Source organism: Bradyrhizobium sp. BR 1432 (assembly GCF_051547705.1).
GTDB classification, from domain to species: Bacteria; Pseudomonadota; Alphaproteobacteria; order Rhizobiales; family Xanthobacteraceae; genus Bradyrhizobium; species Bradyrhizobium zhanjiangense.
Genome location: NZ_JBPUGF010000003.1, coordinates 7,716,324 through 7,735,413 on the forward strand (window position 1 = coordinate 7,716,324; position 19,090 = coordinate 7,735,413).

A 19,090-nucleotide genomic window follows, 5' to 3' on the forward strand; every position below is an offset into this window, starting at 1 on the left:
GATCGAATTGGCCGTTCAGCGGTCGAGCTCGCGCTCGAGTGCTTTTGGATTGGCCGCAAGGCGCTGCCGGATCTCCTCGGCGACGTCTCCGACATACATCTCTTCAAGTCCGCCCCTGAGCCCGGCGACGACCGCCTGCGCGACGGCGCGCGGCGCCACCTTCGGTGGAGGCACGGTCTGAAACCACTCGGTGTCGACTGGCCCCGTGAAGACGTTCATCAACTTGATGCCGCCCGGCCGGAGTTCGGCGCGAAGACAATGCGAAAGCGACAGGCACGCGGCCTGCGAGGCGGAGTAAGCGCCGAAGGCGGGCCAGTTCGCCAACGCATGGACGGAGAGGATGTTGACCCAGGCGACGCTGTTGTTGATGCCGTCCGCGCCCCGCATCCGCATGACGGGCCCGAAGGCCTGCGCGAGATTGATGAAGCCGAGATAGGCCTGGTCGATCTCGTCACGTGCAATGCCGGTGCCCTTGCGGTCCAATAGGCCACCGGGCCTCACATACTCCGTCGTATTCACGAGGATGTCGACCTTGCCGCCGATGTCGGCGGCGAGATCGCCGGCTGACTTTTCATCGGCGGCGTCGAGGGTCACGAGCTCGATGCCGTCCTGCCCTCGCAACAGCTCTTCGCCGGCAAACGGCCGCCACGGCTCCGCGATGCCGACGAACACCGTCTTGGTCCCCGCGGCCTTCAACGCCAAGGCAGCTTCCCGGCCGATAGCGCTGCGGCCGTTGGTCACGAGCACGCGTCGAAACTTGGGATCGGCGGTCATTTCACGCCACTGCCTGTCATCAGCCATGTTGGGGGTCTCCCCTTCGGGTCGGGCAAAGGCCACCGCCTGACCACTCTTGTCGAGCTGGAACGACATGCGGACAGCGGCGCCTTCGATACAGTCGGCATGCAGATGCGCCACGATGGTCGGCCCGCAATCCATCTTGACGAGCCCGACGCGCCAGGGCGCCCGCTCGCGGAAATAGACGTCACTCGGCACGCGCGCCGTGGTCTCGGCAAGCAGCAAGCCGCGAGCCGGCGCGTCGACGAAAGCGAGCGCAGCCGACAGGCATGAGGGGCACGCCTCTCGCGCCGGATAGGTGAAGGTGCCGCAGCCCTGGCAGCGCTGCAGCATGAAGCGCCCTTCGGCGGCGGCGCGCGTGAAGCCGTGCGACGTCCTGCTGCGCGCGCGCGGCGGCGCGGTCGGCAGGCGCGTCCGCAGCAGCGGATTCTTGCGCCGTGGCGGTTCAATCGGATCGATCATCGCGAAGGCCCGGCAAAGATCGCGGCGCCGGAGGCAAGTCCGCGATCATAGTTGATCATACCGAAGCCCGAGGCCAGGCCGAGGCTTGCATCCCTGACCTGTGTCGGGCCCGCAACTCCCAGAACCTGCCGCAGCCCTTCGACGAGACCGAGATAGGCGCCGGCTGCTCCGGCCTGTCCGACCGAGAGTTGTCCGCCGGATGTGTTGTGCGGAAAGTCCCCGTCGATGGTGAGATCGTGCTGGCGCACGAACTCGGCTCCCTCGCCCTTCCCGCAGAAGCCGAGATCCTCGAACTGCATCATCGAGATGACGGGATAATCGTCGTAGGTCTGGACGATGTCCAGATCGTTGGGCCTGACGCCGGCCATCGCATAGAGCTCACTGACATCCATCGCCCAACCGCCACGAACCTGCATCGGATCGTCGGCGAAGGCATTGTGCCGCTCGATCGTCGACAGCAGCCTTGCCGCCGGCAGCCGCAGCGAGGCGGCCGTATCCTCCCGCATCACGAGGAAGGCCTCGGCGCCGGCGCAAGGCATCACGCAGTCGAACAGATGGATGGGATCGGAGATGGGGCGCGCCGCCAAATACTGCTCGATCGACAATGGCGTCTTCATCAGCGCGTGCGGATTGCGCAAGGCGTTGGCGCGTTGGGCGACCGCGATCCTGCCGACGTCCTCACGCGTGACTCCGAAACTCCGCATGTAGTTGCGCGCAATGAGACCGAAGCTCGAATTCGCGCCGCCCGCACCGTAAGGATAGACCGCGTCCTGATTGAAGCGTGAGAAATTCTCGAGCGTCAAGCGGAAGGAATCGACGTGGTTGGTATCGCCGGCAATGCACGCCACGATGTCGGCATCGCGCGCCTGAACCGCGCGCGCCGCCTTTCGCAGCGCGGCGATGGCGCTGGCGCCACCGAGCGGAATCGTATCCAACCATCGCACGCAGAGCCCGAAATGCTGGGTCAGGCCGATACCGCTGTCCGTACCCATGGTGAAACTGGAGACGCACAGACCATCGATATCGGCGACCTTGATGCCGGACTCGACGACGAGCGAGCGCAAGGCGCGACCTATCCACCACTGCGCGCTTTCGATGGAGTAGCGCACATAGGGTATCGTGACGGGAGCTACCATCACGATGCCGTCATAGGATACGCGCAGCGAATTCGTCACCGGCCGCCTGTCCTGTCCATCCGCCTCAGACCACCGTCAGCTTCACATCGATATTGCCGCGCGTCGCGTTCGAATAGGGGCAGCGTTCGTGGGCACCGGCAACAATGCCTTCCGCCACTGTCGTCTCGACACCGGGCAGCCTGACCTTCAGTTCGACGGCGAGCGCATAACCGACGGGCACGGGCCCCATCACAACCTTCGCGGTCACCGAAGGCTCCGCGACCGGCACGACCTTCCTGGTGCGCGCCACGAGCTTGACCGCTCCAAGAAAGCACGCGGCATAGCCGGCCGCAAAGAGCTGCTCCGGATTCGTGCCCTCGCCTCCGGGGCCACCCAGCGATTGCGGCAGCGACAGCGACACCGATAGCGATCCGTCGGAGCTCGCTGCCTTGCCGTCGCGGCCCCCCGTGGCCGTGACTTCGGTTTCGTATAGGATCTTCTCAGGCGTCATCATGTCGTCTTCTCCAAACGCTGCAACGGGCCCTAGCGTCGGTTGCGCGCGAGCATCGCGCGGAAATCGTCACGAGCAAGCACGCTGGCGCGCTTGAAGCTCGGCCCGCGGCTCGGCTCGGTACCATTGAGGCGCCTGAGCTGCACCCACATCTCGGCGCTCTTCAGCGCCACCGCGGCGCAGTTGACCACCGGAGCATGCCCAACCTTGAGACCATGCTCCCGGCCGATCAGCAGGCCCGGCAGCACGCCGGCGGGAATCACGACATCGGCACCGCGCTCGACGAGCGGCAGCGCGCAGGCGACGAAATCCTCAATCATGCGCCGGTGCGCGGCTTGATCGCCCGCGAAGGCATCTGCGAAATCCTCGGGCTTGCAGTCCAGGCCCGTCACGTGAACGACGCGATCGCCAAGGCCATAACGCTCGGCCTGCTCGTAGTGCCAGACCTCGAAGACGGTATCGAGCGTAACGAGGCCGAGCCGCCGACCAAGCTGCGAGGCGGCAAGCAGCGTCGCCTCACCGGTCCCGATCACGGGAATATCGAGCGTCGCGCGAAGCTCGTACAGACCGGGATCCTGGAAGTGACCCATGACGAATGCATCGAAGCCTTGCTCCTCCGCCGCGATACCATTGTCGATCGCCTGCACGGCGCAGCGCAGTTCAGCAAGACGTCCGAACTCCCGGTCCGGCGGCGAAATTCCCTCGACATGGACCGTCGTGCCCGGCGCAGCGATGTTGTTGAGATACTCGGACAGCAGCGCCATGTACGGCGCGTTCAGGCTCGCATCAACGAAGCTCTGCCAGAAGATGCGCATCGTCCTTCTCCTCGAACGGGTATGGGAGGATCGGTCGCGGGACTGTCGACGCGAATATTTCAACCATAAACTAATTGGCGCGTCAAATGTGTGCGGCGCATCGAAGATTATGGTCCGAGGCGCCACGGCCGCCGCGCCCATTTCGCGCGAACAGGAAGCGCGAGTTTTGGCTGCCGGTGCCGGAATTGTATGCAACAGCATTTTTTTGAAGACAGCCGCCCCATGCTGTTGACGCCTCCTCGGAATATACTTTAGGCTTTAAGTAATACTTCGCCGGCCGGCTCTGGCGGCGGGACAATGAGTTGCAGGGCACCGTTCTTGAGAGACTCGATTGTGTGGACAGTCTTCGAACTTGAACGACGCGCGACAGAGCGCGGCTGCGCTAACCTGCAGCGGCAAGCCCGGGCATGATTGCGCTGCCCGCAAGACAAGGTCTTTTCAGTCGCGCCGACATTCGGCGCTGCAGCATCGCTTTCGATCCATTCGTTCGAAGTTCGGGCTCAGGCCCGGCAGCATCCAGTCACTCACATTCCCATCGAAGCAGGAGAAGGCAATGCGCAAGACCGTGAGCTTACTTGCACTTGTGGCTGGAATCGTCGTCGCACCGGCCGCGCAGGCCGACATCACCATCGGCTTTGTCACCTCGCTGAGTGGCAACGGCTCCTCGATCGGGATCCCCTACGGGCGCGGCATCAACGCGGCCTACGAATACAGGAAGTCGGTCAATGGCGAGACCATTCGCCTGATCCAGCTCGACGACGGCTCCGATCCGTCGGCTGCGACGCGCAACGCCCGCAAGCTGGTGGAAGAAGAGAAGGTGGACCTGCTGATCGGCACCGCAACCGCGCCATCGACGATCGCCATGGCGGCAGTGGCGAGCGAATTGAAGGTGCCGATGATCGCGGTCTCGCCGATCGTCAAGCTGCCCGATACGCCGGAGCAGTGGGTGGTCTCGGTACCGCAGCCGGCTTCGCTGCTCGTCAAGATCATCGCCGATCGCATGAAGCGCGATGGCAAGAAGAATATCGGCTATATCGGCTTCTCGGATGCATGGGGCGACCTCGTCTACAACGGCGCCAAGGCGGCCGAGGCGACCGACGACCTCAAGATCCAGACCAACGAGCGCTATGCCCGCACCGACACTTCGGTCACCGCGCAGATCCTCAAGGTGATGGCCGCACGGCCCGACGCCGTGCTGATCGGAGGCTCCGGCACGCAAGGTGCGCTCCCCCTTCTCAGCCTTGCCGAGCGCGGCTTCAAGGGCAACACCTACGGCACGGTGGCGCTGGTCAATCCGGACTTCGTCAACGTGGGCGGCAAGGCGGCGGACGGAATTCAAGTCTCGGCCGGGCCCGTGATCGTCGCCGAACAGCTGCCCGACGAGCACTTCGCCAAGAAGATCGCGCTGGATTTTCGCAGCGTCTACCAGAAGACCCACAACATTCCGACCACGGACGGTTTCTCGGCCTATTCCTTCGACGCCTGGCTGATCTTCGCCAACGCGGCCGAGCGGGCGCTCAAGACCGCGAAACCCGGCACGGCCGAATTCCGCGCTGCCCTGCGCGATGCGATCCTCAGCACCAAAGAGCTTCCGGGCGTGCATGCCGTCTACAACTTCAAGCCGGGCGCTGTGACTGGTGTCGACGAGCGCTCCCTCGTCGTCGTTCGCCTCACCGGCGGCGCCTGGAAGTACGCGCCGTAAAGAAAGACCAAGGGGCGGCAATCAGAAGGGGGATAGCGTCTCAATGACGAGCGATATCGCAGCCATACTTGCGATCGACGGTATCGCCACCGGCGCGGTCTATGCGCTCGTGGCGATCGGGACCGTGCTCATATTCACCGTGACGCGGGTCATCTTCGTCCCCTTTGGCGACATCGCGGCGTTCACGGCGCTGACGCTGGCGGCGCTCGATGCGAAGCGCTTTCCGGGGACGGGCGCGCTGGTCGTGGTGCTGGCCTGCCTCGCAACCTTCATTGAGATCGTTTCGTTGACGCGCTCTGGCGAGCTTCGTCTCGCTCCGCGCGCCCTGCTCTTCTATCTCGTACTCCCCTTGGCTGTGGTCGGTAGCGCCTGGCTTGCCACGCGCCTCGACCCGCCCCTCGCCGTCAGGCTCGTGCTCGCGCTGATGCTGATCACGCCGATCTCGCCGCTGCTCGACCGCATCGTGTTCCGCCCGATCGCGGACGGCACGGTGCTGCTGCTGCTGACGGTGTCGGTGGCCCTGCATTTTGCGCTGGTGGGACTGGGCCTGTTGTTCTTCGGCCCCGAAGGTGTCCGCACCGAGCCGCTGACCTCGCTCTCGATGGAGCTCGCCGGCGTCCTGATCTCGGGCCAGACCATGCTGATCGTCATCGCGGCGCTCGTGTTCAGTGGCCTGCTCTATCTCTTCTTCGACTTCACACTGGTCGGCAAATCCCTCCGCGCCACCGCCGTGAACCGGACCGGCTCGCGACTGATGGGAATACGACCGGCGCGCGCCGGCACGATCGCCTATCTCCTCGGCTCTCTCATGGCCGGCGTATCGGGCATCCTGATCGCGCCCGTCAACACGGTGTTCTACGATTCCGGCTTCCTGATCGGCCTCAAGGCGTTCGTCGGCGCCATCATCGGCAGCATGACGAGCTATCCGGGCGCGGCGATCGGCGCCGTCGGCGTCGGCATCCTCGAAAGCTTCGCATCCTTCGAGAGCAGCGCACTGAAGGACGTCATCGTGTTCTCGCTGCTGATCCCGGTCCTGATCTGGCGATCCCTCGCATCGCTGCATTCCGAGGAGGAGATCGAGGAATGACGCGCCTTCACGTTCAGATCGCCGCTGGCGCCGCCGTCCTGTGCCTCGCTACGGCTCCCTTCGTCCTCGGCCCGTTCAGCATCACCTTAATGAACTACATCGGCATCTATTCGCTGGTCGCCATCGGGCTCGCGCTCCTCACCGGCGTCGGCGGCATTGTGTCGTTCGGACAAGCGGCCTTCGTCGGGGTCGCGGCCTATGCCACCGCCTGGGTCTCGGCATTGACTGGCCATTCGCCCTGGCTCGGCCTGCTGTTCGGCGTGGCCTTGACCTGCGGCGTTGCGACCATTCTCGGCCTCGTCACGCTGCGGCTTCAGGGTCACTTCCTTTCGCTCAGCACCATGGCCTGGGGTCTGGCGATCGGCTTCCTGTTCGGCAATGTCGAGGGGCTCGGCCGGTTCAACGGCATCTCGTCGATCCCGCCGATCAGCTTCGGATCGTTCGCCCTCGTCTCCAGCGCGCAGATCTATTTCCTGATCTGGGGCATCGTGACCGCCATCCTCTTCTTCGGCTACAACCTGCTGGACTCCCGGCTCGGCCGCGCCATGCGCGCCCTGCGCGGCGGCAACACGCTGGTCGAAAGCCTCGGCATCAACGCGTTCCGGATCAAGCTCGTGACTTTCGTGATCGCGGCCTTCCTGGCCTCGCTCTCGGGATGGCTGTACGCCCATATGAGCCGTTTCATCAGCCCGGGTCCGTTCGATGCCGGCATGGGCATCGAATACCTGATGATGTCGATGGTCGGAGGTGCCGGCAGCCTTCTCGGCGGCGTCGTCGGCGCCGCCATCGTGACGCTGCTGAAGAACAGCGTGCAGGACTATCTGCCCTTGATCGCCAAGGGCGCCTCCGGACAGCTCGAGATCGTCGCCTTCTCGGCGCTGTTCATCCTGTTCCTGCAGTGGGCGCGACAGGGCATCGTGCCGTTCATCGCGCGCTACCTGCCGAAACTGCAGCACGAACGGCCGCGGCCGGCATCGCCCCTGCCCCGCCGTTCGCAACCGAAGCCCGGTGAGCTGCTCTTGAAGGTGGACGGCGCCGAGCGCCGGTTCGGCGGCCTGGTCGCCGTCAACAATGTCAGCTTCGAAGTACGCTCGGGTGAAATCCTCGCCGTGATCGGTCCGAACGGAGCCGGCAAGAGCACAATGTTCAATTGCCTGACCGGCGCGCTGCGGGTCAACAAGGGCGAGATCGTCTTTGCCGGACGCCCGATCACACGTGACGAGCAGTCCCGTATCGCCAAGGCCGGAATCGCGCGCACGTTCCAGCACGTCAAGCTGCGGCCGCGCATGAGCCTTTTGGAGAACGTGATGCTTGGCACCTATGGCCGCACCGGCGCGGGGCTGTTCGCCGGAGCCTTCCGGCTCAATCGGCGTGAGGAAGCGAGCGCCCGTCATGAGGCGCTGACGCAGCTCGAACGCGTCGGTCTCGGCGAGAAGCCGTTCGAACTCGCCGGCAACCTGCCGCTCGGAAATCAGCGCATCCTGGAGATCGCGCGCGCGCTTGCCGCAGACCCGACCCTCTTGGTGCTGGACGAGCCCGCCGCGGGCCTGCGCCGCCAGGAGAAGCTCAGGCTGGCCGAGCTGCTGCGCTCGCTCCGGGCCGACCACCTGACCATCCTGATCGTCGAGCACGACATGGAGTTCGTGATGTCGCTGGTCGACCGCATCGTCGTGCTGGATTTCGGCTCGAAGCTCTGCGAGGGCGCGCCGGCTGCAATCCGCAGCGACGCACGAGTGCAAGAGGCATATCTCGGAGGCGTCGCGTGAGCTCGATGTTTTCCCTGTCGAACGTCACGGTCTGCTATGACAATGTCGAAGCGGTCCGCAACGTCTCGCTGTCGGTCGAGGAAGGGCAAATCGTCACCGTCATCGGCCCGAACGGCGCCGGCAAGACCACGCTGCTGATGGCCGCGATCGGACTGCTCTCCTCGAGGGGACGCATGGTCTTTCAGGGCAGCGACATCGGCAGGATGTCGGTCGAGGATCGCGTCGAACGCAGATTGTGCCTGGTACCGGAGAAGCGTGAGCTGTTCTCCGACATGTCGGTGGCCGACAATCTCCTGCTGGGATCCTACAGCCTGCGCGACCGCTCAGGCGTCCAGAAGACGCTCGACGAGGTTTATGACCGCTTTCCCCGGCTGAAGGAGCGGCAGCGCCAGGCCGCCGGCACGCTCTCCGGCGGCGAGCGCCAGATGCTCGCACTCGGACGCGCGCTGATGGCGAGGCCGAAGCTGCTCATGCTCGACGAGCCGAGCCTCGGCCTTGCGCCCCTGATCGTGCGCGAGATCTTCCGCACCATCGCATCGCTGCGCGATCTCGGCGTGTCGATCCTGCTGGTCGAGCAGAACGCCCGCGCCGCGCTTGAGACGGCCGATTACGGCTACGTTCTGGAGACCGGCGAGATCGTGCAGTCAGGACCCGCCAAGGATCTCATCCACGATCCCCGGCTGATCACGGCCTATTTCGGCGGACATTAGCGGCGGCCGCGATCAGGCGCGGCGGAGCTTCGGGGGGCCGCACAACAAAAAGTCGAAAAACAACCCCATGCACAGTAGCCGGTGATCACGATATCAATGGCTTAGCAGACCGACGCAGCAACTTCTGATTTTTCGAATACAAGGTTGACGCGTCGGGCAAAACAGTGGCATGATGTCATCGTTGCCGGGCCTAGCGAATAGTCTTCAATCGGCGCCATGGAACACTCTGGTTTGAGGCAACCGTTAAGCGGATGTGCCACGCCAATAGGCGACATCAAAATGAGATGCCGCCAACTGAGACGGCCTAAAAAGCTCCCCGCCCACCGTGGAATTGGAATGGACGGGGAGTGCGAGCGCGACGGGCGGCCGTCGCTATCTCATGCTAAGACTGGTGTGTGACAGTCATGCAAATGCACTCTCGTCACTCGCGGATCGCCTTAATGGAGGGTTGAATCGTAAGACGGTAGGCGACAAGCGCACTACCATCAAACCTCTCTAAAACCTCGCCGCAAGCAGGGCAACGATATTCCCCTTTTGTGCCAGGCGCGGTCGCTAACTCAAGACGCCGAAAACCCGCCCCGCACTCAGAGCACGTCACATCGCCCTTTTTCATAAACTCCCCCGTAAACCCCGGTGCGGCTTCATAACATGAGTCAAGGCAGAACTGAGGACGACTTACCCGCCAAGCAACAGCACGATCGCCGCCAAAACAATTGCTAATCCGATCGCTGGGACGATAATGGCTTGGCGCCTCATAGGGCCGGAACTTAGCAGCCATCGTGGTGCTTCGATAGCTAAGGATGCGAAGGCGTTCTGGACTCGTTCCGAGCATCAAATTCCTTGATCTGTCGCCCAAAAGGTCGCTTGCGGAAATTATTGGGACTCCGCGGGATTCACATTAGGACACAAGAGCTTGAATACGGGCACGAGCGGCAGTCGATTGGCGTACTATTCAAATCCAGCGTGTTACCGCCCTTCGCTCTGTCGGTCCTCCCAGTCCTCCCACTCGACGTCACTGTTGATCTCCAGATAGCTGGAAACGGCAGCGCCAATTGTCGGAAAGAAGTATTTCTCCCCCAGCTGCGCGTACAATCCAAATCTCTTCAGCTTGTCCTTTACGGGGTCCTTGAGCTCGGCAAAGCAAAGCTCGATGCCCTCGGCGTGCAAGGCCTCGTCGAGCTCGGCGACGGTATCGCCAGCGGTGACGTCCACGCTGGTGACCGGCTCGGCCGCAACGACCAGCCAGCGTACGGGCGTCGGCGATTTCGCCACGGCATCCAAAGCGCGCTCCTTGAAGAATTCAGCATTGGCAAAGAACAGAGGCGCATCCCACCGAAACAGAACCAGCCCGGGAATCCGACGTGCATCCGGATATCTCGTGATGTCGTGGTAACCCTTGACGCCGTGGGCGCGGCCAAGCACGGCGGAGTGCGGGCGCCAACCGTCCCATAAGAACTCGGCGATGGCGATGGCGATTGCGAGACCGATCCCCGGGATCACGCCAAGCACCGCCACACCGCCGAAGCAGACGATCGACAGCCAGAACTCCCACTGCTGAATGCGATAGATCCGTTTGAGGTCGGTGATCTCAATCAGACCGATTGCGGCGGCTATAACGACGGCGGCTAGGGCAGCGTTGGGCAAATGCTGAAGGAGGTTCGGCGCGGCCAACAGAAGGAAGGCGATGGCAAGCGCGCCGACGACGCCGGTGAGTTGGGTGCGGGCACCGGCGGCTTCTGCAACGGGAGTACGCGAACCGCTGCTGCTGATCGGAAAACCTTGGAAAAAGCCGGCTACGAGGTTGGCCGCGCCGAGCCCCACCAACTCCTGGTTGGGATCGACGTGAGTCCCCAATCTTGCGGCATAGGTCCGCGAAAGCACGCTGGTATCGGCAAACGCCACCAACGCGGTTGCGCACCCGCCGATCAGCACTGGGACGAGGTCGCTGTATCCGATCCAGGGAACGGCGAACCCCGGCAGACCTTCTGGAAGAGGTCCCAAGAGCTGCACCGCGTAGCGATCTCCAAGGTCAAGCACACCGACCGCGGCGGTCGCGCCGACGACCGCAATCAGAATGTTGGGAAGCCGCTTGTATTTCTGGAGCAACAGAATGGTCGCCAGCGTGCCGAGCCCAATGGCAAGTGCGACCCAGTTTGTCCGTCCCTCCACCACTGCGCTACCGATCGCCCATAGGCTCCGCAAGGGCCCTTCGCTCTCGATCGAGAAGCCGAAGAGCTTTGGCAGTTGGCTGATCAACACGGTCAACGCAATTCCGTTCATGTAGCCATAGCGTATCGGCTTGGAGAGGAGCTCGGTCACAAAACCCAGGCCCGCGATGCCAGCCAGAATGAATACGGCTCCCGAAACGAGTGCCATCATCCCGGCCAGGGTCACGGCGCGAAGAGGGTCACCGCCAGACAACGGAACGACGACGCCGAGAATGATGGCCGCTAAGGCCGAGTCTGGTCCCAGGACGAGAATGCGGCTCGGACCGAACAATGCATAGGCCAACAGCGGTGTGATCGTTGCGTAGAGACCGTAGACGCCGGGCAAGCCGGATGCCTCCGCGTAGGCAATTCCAGCCGGGGCCAGCATCGTCGCGAGCACAAGCCCAGCGAAGATATCGTGCGGAAGGTGGGCCGCCTTATATTGACGGAAGGTGTCCAGCCCTGGCAGCCAATGAATCCAATGCTTCATGTGGGCGGCCACTTTCGAACCGGATTGAGCGCGCGAGGCCTCATGCGCTGGCTCCCATTGGCCCAGCTCGAATTCAGTCTAGGCTGTTACGCCCCCGACCACCAGAGCAATGAGGCGACCTCATCGCTGGACCAACCTATCCGTCGTCGGCGCCGCAGCACGCCTGCTGTCTACAACGCCCTCAGCCGGCTCACCCTTTTCCGGGCTGCTCGCAAGAGCGGTCTTGCAGCCTGATCCTCCCGACCAACGAGGACGCCCGAGGCAAAAGCGCGAGCGCGTCGGTTGTGAGGCGGTGCATTGAGGGCCGCATCGAGCGCCATCTCTCGGTGCGCAAGATAGTCATTGACTGCTCCCAATGCGTCCTGGAGCCTCTTCGAATGTTTCTCGAGTTGCGCAAGCCGCTTGCGCTGACCCCTGGAATTGAACAAGCTTTCGAAGAACCTCGCCGCATATCTGACCTTCTTGATCCTGATGCGCAGCCTGTGCCGCGCGCGAGCCGATAAATCCTCAAGCTGCTTGCCATCCTTCTGTATCTTTTGAATGCGGCGAACAAGAAGTTTGGCGGCGAATTTGCGGATCGGGGTGTGGCCGCTGGAGCCATGATGCGCCATCTCCACCCATTCCAGTACGTCCAGCAACAACGTTCGAAAGCGCCTTGAGTTCGAGGGCACTTGATGCCTGCTCGAAGGCCTCGGCGCGTCGCCTCGTGAACTCCTGCTTGACAGCCGCGATGCCGCGCCGTGGAATGACGTCACGAGCCGCGGGACGAATTGTCTGGTTGAGAAAGACGTCGAGCTCGCGGGCCGCCGCAAGCTCGCCCGTCAGCCACTTCAGCTCGCGCTTGATGTTTGCTGTGCTCGATTTCGGCAAGAGCTTGGAGAAGAGCGAAATCGCTGCGCGCAAGCGCCGCAATCCAACTCTCATTTCGTGGACGCCTTCGGGATTGTGGTCCCGCACGGCATCGGCATTTCCCACGAAGTGCCGGATCGCGGAGCGAGCGACGATCCGGAAAGCGTCGCTTGCGTCCATGCGCTTGTCCAACTTGATCGGCGCGGCGAAACTGACAGGATTGACTTGTCCGTCAGCGAGGTCATAGCCCCGTTCGGCCTTTGATCGCAGATACAGCTCGGCTTCCGTCCTTCGCGCCAGCGCATCCGCTGTCTCAAAGAGATCCTGCGGCTTGCCGCGCCTGAGTTCAATCTCCACTTCGTCGATCGGCTCCGAACGATGCCCCACCATGATCTTGCCGCGGTCGATCGCGAGCTCGATCTGACTGCCTTTTCTCTCGATCGGCAGAGTGACGCGGTGCACGGAGGTCTTGAAGATCGGCTCGAGTTTCTGTCTCAGCTTTTTTGAGGAAAGCGCCTCAAGCGGGGAACCGTTGAGCTTTGTGAGATCGGGTGTACCGCTTTCAAGCAACGTTTCCCATTCTCCGCGGCCGAACTGCCCATCCGTTTCCGATTTTACGGTTTGGATGTACGTCTCCTTGTCCTGGCGGACGCGAAGAGAGAGACCATGCTTCTTTAGCTTGTGTCTTGGCGTATCAAAATATGTCGAAAGCAGGTCGGCTTCTGCCGGACATCCCCGCTTCGTGCCCGGAAGTCGTCCATGCTCCACTTGCTTCAAGCCACGATGTGGAACGTGAAATTTCAACTCGGCCTCGAGTTCCATGTGCCAGATCTCCGGCTTGCTCACGGAACCAGTAACGGATCGCGAAAGTCGACGAACAGATCGGCGACAAAGGCGCCTTTACTAATCCGGTTACGGACGCCTCTGTTCCATCCTTCCCAAGGCGCGGCATCCCTGTAAACAAAAAGGCCGCTCCTGACCGGGCGGCCTCAAGACTACTTCCTGCGCGGCAACGCGATCGGAATATGCGGCGCGGTGCTTATCACGATGAGCGGCTTATCATCGGACGCGTGGCTTCTCAGCGTCTCCAATACTAGAAAAAGAACTTTCCGCAAGCATGGCAGTCAACCTCGCTGACGAATGTATCTCCGCATCGCAACGAGTCGGATTGGCGAAAAGTCAACCACTCGCGCCGGCTCAGAACGCCGATTTTGACCCATAGCGTCCCCCGTCCCACATTTCAGAACACGTCGATAGTCGGGAACCGAGCATCCCCTGTGATGCAATCCCAAAGGTAGATTGCAAGACCGATGTCACCGGTCCAAAGCGAATACCGACCGCGGCCGGCAACCATCTGAGCGCCGCGATACTGGAAGATGGCAGTCATAGCGAACTGGCGCGCGCGATCCAGCCAAATGGGGGCATTCGTGCGTCGGTAGAGCTTGAGGAATGCGTAGCCATTTCCACCGGTACCGTGGCAAAGGTTCGATCCCTTTGGGATGCCCACCCAACCCGATGTCGGTTATTGAGCCTATAGCTGGCCTTTGCCGTCGGCACATCCCAGGCCGGCGAATGACCTGTTGCAGATCTTCGACACGCCGATCAAGATGATGGACTTTTTCAGCTTTAGCAGGGCGCTCGATGGCACTCGCAATCAATCTTCGGGCCGATAACGCTTCCGCTTTCGAAATCGAACGGCTGTGGGACCAAGTTGCTGCCTTTGAGGACAAGCCGTCGATGCGTACCTTGGCGTACCGACCACATCTGACATTCGCGATCTATGACTCACCTGAAATCGAAGAGAAGACGGCGTGGAATGCGATGCTGTCCGCGAGCGCAGGCGGAGTGCAATTGCCTATCGCATTCAGACGAATTAAATGGTTCGTAGGCCCACCACTTGTGTTGTGGGCCGAGCCCGAAGCAAACGAGATCATTGGAAGGTGGCACGCTTCAATCAGCGCCGCCATCGACCCGGCCCATTGTCGGCCACATTATCGGCCAGGCGCCTGGACCCCGCATTGTACACTCGGCACACGTATCGCCGATGCAAAGACCAAGGACGCCATTGCCTTCGCGAAGTCCTTCGACCGACGTATCGAAGTGATTTTCGATGTGGTGGATTGCGTCGTCTTCCCACCCGTACGGGTCATTGCGCAACGGGAGCTGCCGAAGGGTATTCCCTAAGTTCACGACTGCACCGTCAACCTGAGGGTCGGCGCTCAAAAATAATCTTGCAACGTGCCGCACCGCCGGATGTCGAGGGTGGCGCAATGGAAGGCTCCGCCAAATGCGGCATAGTGCAAGAACTCGCAGGGAATGGGCTCGAGTTCCCAATTCTCCAACGCACGCATCGTTGCGGTATGATGCGGATCAGCGATAACTCGCTTCTCGTCCAGCATCAGCACGTTCATGTTCAGCCATTTCCCACATAGCGAGGTAATCCTGAGCATAGGATCGGTTATCGGCTCGGGCTCCGGAGCCACGAGGATGTCCCATTTTTTCAAGATGGCCGGAAGTTGGTCGGCGTCAATGTATTCGGGATTGATCAGAATCTTGCCGGGCCCAAGCGGCAAAATGGTCGTGTCAATGTGCATCGGACTGGGACAGCGGCTCTTGATTTCATGAATGCGATAACCGTCGCCAAGATGCCGACGCAGCCATTCAATGCCGGACGCATTGGTTACGTTGCTGCGGGTCACGAACAGGTCGCGCCCGCAGCGAAAGAAATCGGCGGCGTCAAAGACCGGTTCAAATTCGGTGAGTATGTATGAAATCGGCTCGCCTTTCCCCGGCACGTGAAACTCTGGATCGAACAGCTCGTTCGTCAGCTGCGGCCTGGGCGCGGCGGTCCAGCGCGCGCCACGTCGGAAATATTGCTTCAGGATCGGACGATAGGAGTGCGTTTCGAAGTAGCGACATGGCCAAACCATCGGCGTCTCGATGATCTCCCCGCCAACCACAAGCATGCTGTCGCGCGGGCAGGAATTGCAGAAGCCCTGCGAGGACCATTCCGGCGTGCCGAAGCGCTTCTTGTGGTCGATCGCTTCCGGCCGCTTTACTACGATGCCCAGCGATCGTAGCAGAGCGACAAAATCGTCGAGTTCGCGCTGCGCGGGTTCAATCATGATCTTCGGGTAATGGAAGCCTGCGAACAGCGACTGGGCCCGCGCAGCCATGCCCGGAATGTTGCAGGTGACAACCGGGTGGTCGGAGGGGATTACCGCGCCCTCGAGCCTTCCGACTATCACTTCCTCCAGCGGGTCCCACTCGTTGTGTGAGTTCACCGGAGAAGCGCGGCTCGGTGGGTCGGCTTCCGCACTGTCAGCGCGCGTGACCATGTCCATGCATCAGGCCCTCGTGCGCTACAACAGCCGCTGGCCCCAGAGGTTCCGAAGTCGGGCCACCGTGTGCCGGTCAACGGCAAAATCCCGGGTGTCGGCTATGGCCCGCAGCTGACTTATTCCTTGCCTTTGAGCTAGGACCGCCTTTGGACCCCAAGCCGAACAACGCTGAAGCTATTGTGATGTCGGCTGTCGACGGTAAACGGGACGCGGGGCCGCGGTTACCTCGACAGCCGCTCGTGACACCACCGAGACTTCGGCGCGGAGCTTTTGTCCCGCATCTTGCGTTTAGGACCGCGGCGGCTCTTCGCTCGGCCCGGCTGCCTCGTCATGGATCGTGACACCTGCCGATCGCAAGCCGGTCAGCAGTACAGTTCTTACAAAGGCAGGATCGAATCCAATATCCTTGGCGTTTGGTGGATGCGCCTCGCTGCCCTTCAATCGGAGCGCCAAGTGCAATTGGTCGCAAAGGTGCTGAACGACGAGATTGACCTGATCCTCAGTCATGATCTGCTTTTCCCGCTACCATTTTGCTACCCAACTAGATAGCACACATGGAAGCGGTACGCGATTGGACCGTCCCAAGGATCAACCCCCATAAGACTGCCCATGGCCGGGCTCCAAAACCGTTCGCCGATCGGCGCAGACCGGAAGTGACTAGCGGGCAGCTAGAACGATGCTTTTGACCCAGAGCAGGCCTTTGACAGAGAGCCCACCTTCTGCGGGTTACGGCCCATGGCCCAGCTACGGCTCATGGCTCTCGATCCTGCAGTTATCTTCGGGATCGACGCCGCACTGCCCCCACACGTGGGAACTCTTGAACGTTTGCCGTTGGTTCTTTCCAACGCCTTTTGCACCCGAGCGCTAAGGGATCGAAGCTCTGCAAGCTGAGAATTGAGCGACCAGACACGTTGGTGCAGAATGACCATGCGGTCGCAGACCCGATCACGACTACTCATTTACGAGCCCCTAGAACTACAATTGCCAAAAAAATGCTGACGTTGGGCCGGAAATAAACGGGACTTTCAGGCCAACGGTAGCATCGTTTCACGTACAAGATGTGAAACGGTACACACACGGCAGAAAATGTATTCCACGCTCGGATACCGACCGATATGGCCCCTTTCTTCTGCCAAGTGTTCAATTCGCATGGGGGATGAGATGGATCGACATCCCACCGTCATAAATCCGTAATCCTTGAACAGCGCAGCGCACGCAGACGTCCGGCTACTTCTTTTTTGGTGTCAACCAATCCTCGTCTTCCAGGGACGGTGCTTGCTTCTGCTGCTCCAGGATTTTCCTGTACTCCTCGGGGATGACCTGACTGCGCGACGTCTCGTGCAGCGTCTGCGGGAACCAGGTCGCAATGCCGGGGAAAGCGATCATAAGCGCAACGCATAACACCTGCAGAATCATGAACTGGAACATGCCGGCATAAATCGTCGCGAGACTCCAGCCCTTGACCACCTGCTTGAGATAGTACGCCGACATGGCGACCGGCGGCGACAGAAAGGCGGTCTGCAGCACCACCGCAACCAACGCTCCGAACCATATGAGGTCGATGCCCATGCCCTTCACAACGGGATAGAAGATCGGCAGGAACACCAGGATGATGGCTGGCCACTCAAACGGCCAACCCAGCAAAAAAATGAGAAAGAGCACGACAATCAGCATGAAGCTCGGCGGCAACTGCAGGCCGAGCATCGTCTCGGTGATCCAGTTCGCCGAGCCGAGGCGAGCGAACACCGCACCGAAGATGTTCGATGTGACCGCCAGCAGCAGGACCATGCTCGACGTCGCCATCGTCGAGGTCAGCGCGCGCTGCAGTCCGGCGAACGAGAACCTGCCATATGCGATGGCCAGCACCAGAGCGCCGACGCTGCCGATGCCAGCGGCCTCCGTCGGCGTCGCAAGGCCCCCGATGATCGAGCCGAGCGTCGCCGTGATGAGCCCGAGCAGCGGCAGCGTGCCGACGATCACCTCGCGCGCGATGTAGCGAACGGAGTAGATCCGCTCATCCTTTGGCACCGGCGGCCCAAGTTTGGGGTTCAGGAAGGCGCGGCCCATCAGATAGACGATGTAGATGCCGGCCAGCAGGAAGCCCGGCCCGAAGGCTGCAGCATAGAGATCGGCGACCGATACCCCGAGCACCGGGCCCATCACGATCAGCATGACCGACGGGGGAATGAGAATGCCGAGCGTGCCGCCCGCCGTGATGGTGCCCGCTGAAAGCTTGGCGTCATAACCCGCCTTCGTCATGATCGGCGAGGCCATGATGCCAAGAACGGTGACGGCTGCGCCGACGATGCCTGTCGCCATCGCGAACACAGTCGAGGTCAGGATGACGACGAGGAAGAGTGCGCCGCGCACCGGCGCAAGCATCATGCGGAACGCCGTAAAAAGGCGTTCCATGAGTCCCGCCTGCTCGGTGATGAAGCCCATGAAGATGAACAGCGGCACGGCGGCGAGGAGTTCTTCCTTCATCATGCCGATAGTCTGGAAGTAGCCGAGCTCGAAGACCGTCGCTCCCATGCCCCAGTAGCCGAACGAAAAGGCGAGAAACAGCAACGTGAACGAGATCGGCACACCGATGAAGATCGCGCCGAGCAGCACCAGCAGCATGACGACGCCGATGAGCGCTTCTGCGGTCATATCTCGACCTTCTCCTTGTGCTCGAGCTCGACGCCGGTGCGCGCCATGTAGATGCTCTTGATCAGTTCGGACACGCCCTGGATCAGCAGCAGGAGGCAGGCGAACGGCACGATGAACTTGAACGGCCACAGCACGGGCCGCCACGGCGTCTGGTCCGAAGTCTCGTTGATCAGCCAGGCGTAGTGAAATTCGTTCCAGCTGATCAGGAACAGCATGATCAGGCTCGGGAAGAAGAAGACGACATAGGAGATCGTATCGATCCAGCCCCTCCTGCGGATCGAGAACTTCTCCCAGAAGAAGTCGGTGCGGATATGAGCGCCCTTGTGCAGCGCGTAGGCGGCGCCGAGCATGAATAGCGAGCCGTAGAGCATGTAGGTTGCGTCATAGACCCATATAGTCGGCGCGTTGAACAGGTAACGCGCCCCAACCTCGTAAGCGACGGCCAGGACCAGCGGCACCGACAGCCACGAGATGATCGTGCCGGTCCGGTCCGTGAAGCCGTCGATGATCCTGATTATGGCCAGCAGTGCCGGCGGCTGCCTGCCTGTTATCTCAGCCATCCCTCGCCCCTTCCCTTGACTGTCCGGG

17 protein-coding genes are annotated in these 19,090 nt (G+C 61.7%); 6 read left to right on the forward strand and 11 right to left on the reverse strand.

The genetic code is table 11. From position 1 onward, the window contains the following. Positions 1-15: 15 nt before the first annotated feature. Genes ACSKB8_RS37505 through ACSKB8_RS37520 form a run of 4 tightly spaced genes read right to left on the reverse strand, consistent with a single transcriptional unit; the run spans position 16 to position 3,698 of the window. Positions 16-1,257 (reverse strand): SDR family NAD(P)-dependent oxidoreductase, encoded by a 1,242-nt coding sequence (locus ACSKB8_RS37505; protein ID WP_438109514.1) that lies wholly within the window; start codon positions 1,255-1,257, stop codon positions 16-18. Beyond that, positions 1,254-2,432, reverse strand: coding sequence for a thiolase family protein (locus ACSKB8_RS37510; protein WP_438109515.1), 1,179 nt, complete (start codon positions 2,430-2,432; stop codon positions 1,254-1,256). Before ACSKB8_RS37510 ends, ACSKB8_RS37505 begins: the two co-directional genes overlap by 4 nt. 25 nt (positions 2,433-2,457) lie before the next feature. Next, entirely contained in the window at positions 2,458-2,886 is a 429-nt protein-coding gene (locus ACSKB8_RS37515; RefSeq protein ID WP_438109516.1) for an organic hydroperoxide resistance protein, read from the reverse strand. 29 nt (positions 2,887-2,915) lie between these two features. After that, positions 2,916-3,698 carry an aspartate/glutamate racemase family protein gene (locus ACSKB8_RS37520; RefSeq protein ID WP_438109517.1) on the reverse strand — a complete coding sequence of 261 codons (783 nt, stop codon included), beginning with the start codon at positions 3,696-3,698 and terminating at the stop codon, positions 2,916-2,918. Positions 3,699-4,251: 553 nt separating this feature from the next. On the opposite strand from ACSKB8_RS37520, the gene ACSKB8_RS37525 reads away from it, so the two are divergent. Genes ACSKB8_RS37525 through ACSKB8_RS37540 form a run of 4 tightly spaced genes read left to right on the forward strand, consistent with a single transcriptional unit; the run spans position 4,252 to position 8,963 of the window. After that, complete coding sequence (locus ACSKB8_RS37525) at positions 4,252-5,400, forward strand: ABC transporter substrate-binding protein (protein WP_438109518.1); 1,149 nt, start codon at positions 4,252-4,254, stop codon at positions 5,398-5,400. A gap of 43 nt (positions 5,401-5,443) precedes the next feature. Beyond that, a complete protein-coding gene (locus ACSKB8_RS37530; RefSeq protein ID WP_438109519.1) occupies positions 5,444-6,487 on the forward strand; it encodes a branched-chain amino acid ABC transporter permease in 1,044 nt (347 codons plus the stop codon). After that, a complete protein-coding gene (locus ACSKB8_RS37535; RefSeq protein WP_438109520.1) occupies positions 6,484-8,253 on the forward strand; it encodes a branched-chain amino acid ABC transporter ATP-binding protein/permease in 1,770 nt (589 codons plus the stop codon). Before ACSKB8_RS37530 ends, ACSKB8_RS37535 begins: the two co-directional genes overlap by 4 nt. A 5-nt stretch (positions 8,254-8,258) precedes the next feature. Then, positions 8,259-8,963 (forward strand): ABC transporter ATP-binding protein, encoded by a 705-nt coding sequence (locus tag ACSKB8_RS37540; protein ID WP_438110835.1) that lies wholly within the window; start codon positions 8,259-8,261, stop codon positions 8,961-8,963. A 966-nt stretch (positions 8,964-9,929) separates the two neighbouring features. On the opposite strand, the gene ACSKB8_RS37545 is transcribed toward ACSKB8_RS37540, so the two are convergent. From ACSKB8_RS37545 to ACSKB8_RS37560, 4 genes are all read right to left on the reverse strand, one after another. Continuing rightward, positions 9,930-11,660 carry a SulP family inorganic anion transporter gene (locus ACSKB8_RS37545; RefSeq protein ID WP_438109521.1) on the reverse strand — a complete coding sequence of 577 codons (1,731 nt, stop codon included), beginning with the start codon at positions 11,658-11,660 and terminating at the stop codon, positions 9,930-9,932. A 170-nt stretch (positions 11,661-11,830) separates the two neighbouring features. After that, positions 11,831-12,271, reverse strand: coding sequence for a CHAD domain-containing protein (locus ACSKB8_RS37550; RefSeq protein WP_438109522.1), 441 nt, complete (start codon positions 12,269-12,271; stop codon positions 11,831-11,833). Continuing rightward, on the reverse strand, positions 12,168-13,331 hold the full coding sequence (locus ACSKB8_RS37555) for a CYTH and CHAD domain-containing protein (protein ID WP_438109523.1): 1,164 nt from the start codon (positions 13,329-13,331) through the stop codon (positions 12,168-12,170). The genes ACSKB8_RS37550 and ACSKB8_RS37555 overlap by 104 nt, the downstream gene beginning before the upstream one ends. A 418-nt stretch (positions 13,332-13,749) precedes the next feature. Beyond that, a complete protein-coding gene (locus ACSKB8_RS37560; protein ID WP_438109524.1) occupies positions 13,750-14,016 on the reverse strand; it encodes a lanthionine synthetase LanC family protein in 267 nt (88 codons plus the stop codon). A 134-nt stretch (positions 14,017-14,150) separates the two neighbouring features. On the opposite strand from ACSKB8_RS37560, the gene ACSKB8_RS37565 reads away from it, so the two are divergent. Beyond that, positions 14,151-14,693 carry a 2'-5' RNA ligase family protein gene (locus ACSKB8_RS37565; protein ID WP_438109525.1) on the forward strand — a complete coding sequence of 181 codons (543 nt, stop codon included), beginning with the start codon at positions 14,151-14,153 and terminating at the stop codon, positions 14,691-14,693. 35 nt (positions 14,694-14,728) lie between these two features. Here ACSKB8_RS37565 and ACSKB8_RS37570 read toward each other — a convergent pair whose 3' ends face one another. After that, complete coding sequence (locus ACSKB8_RS37570; protein WP_438109526.1) at positions 14,729-15,853, reverse strand: amidinotransferase; 1,125 nt, start codon at positions 15,851-15,853, stop codon at positions 14,729-14,731. A 327-nt stretch (positions 15,854-16,180) separates the two neighbouring features. On the opposite strand from ACSKB8_RS37570, the gene ACSKB8_RS37575 reads away from it, so the two are divergent. Beyond that, positions 16,181-16,399 (forward strand): hypothetical protein, encoded by a 219-nt coding sequence (locus ACSKB8_RS37575; RefSeq protein ID WP_438109527.1) that lies wholly within the window; start codon positions 16,181-16,183, stop codon positions 16,397-16,399. A gap of 678 nt (positions 16,400-17,077) precedes the next feature. Here ACSKB8_RS37575 and ACSKB8_RS37580 read toward each other — a convergent pair. Further along, entirely contained in the window at positions 17,078-18,502 is a 1,425-nt protein-coding gene (locus tag ACSKB8_RS37580; protein ID WP_438109528.1) for a TRAP transporter large permease, read from the reverse strand. After that, positions 18,499-19,062 carry a TRAP transporter small permease subunit gene (locus ACSKB8_RS37585; RefSeq protein ID WP_370988573.1) on the reverse strand — a complete coding sequence of 188 codons (564 nt, stop codon included), beginning with the start codon at positions 19,060-19,062 and terminating at the stop codon, positions 18,499-18,501. Before ACSKB8_RS37585 ends, ACSKB8_RS37580 begins: the two co-directional genes overlap by 4 nt. Positions 19,063-19,090 lie beyond the last annotated feature (28 nt).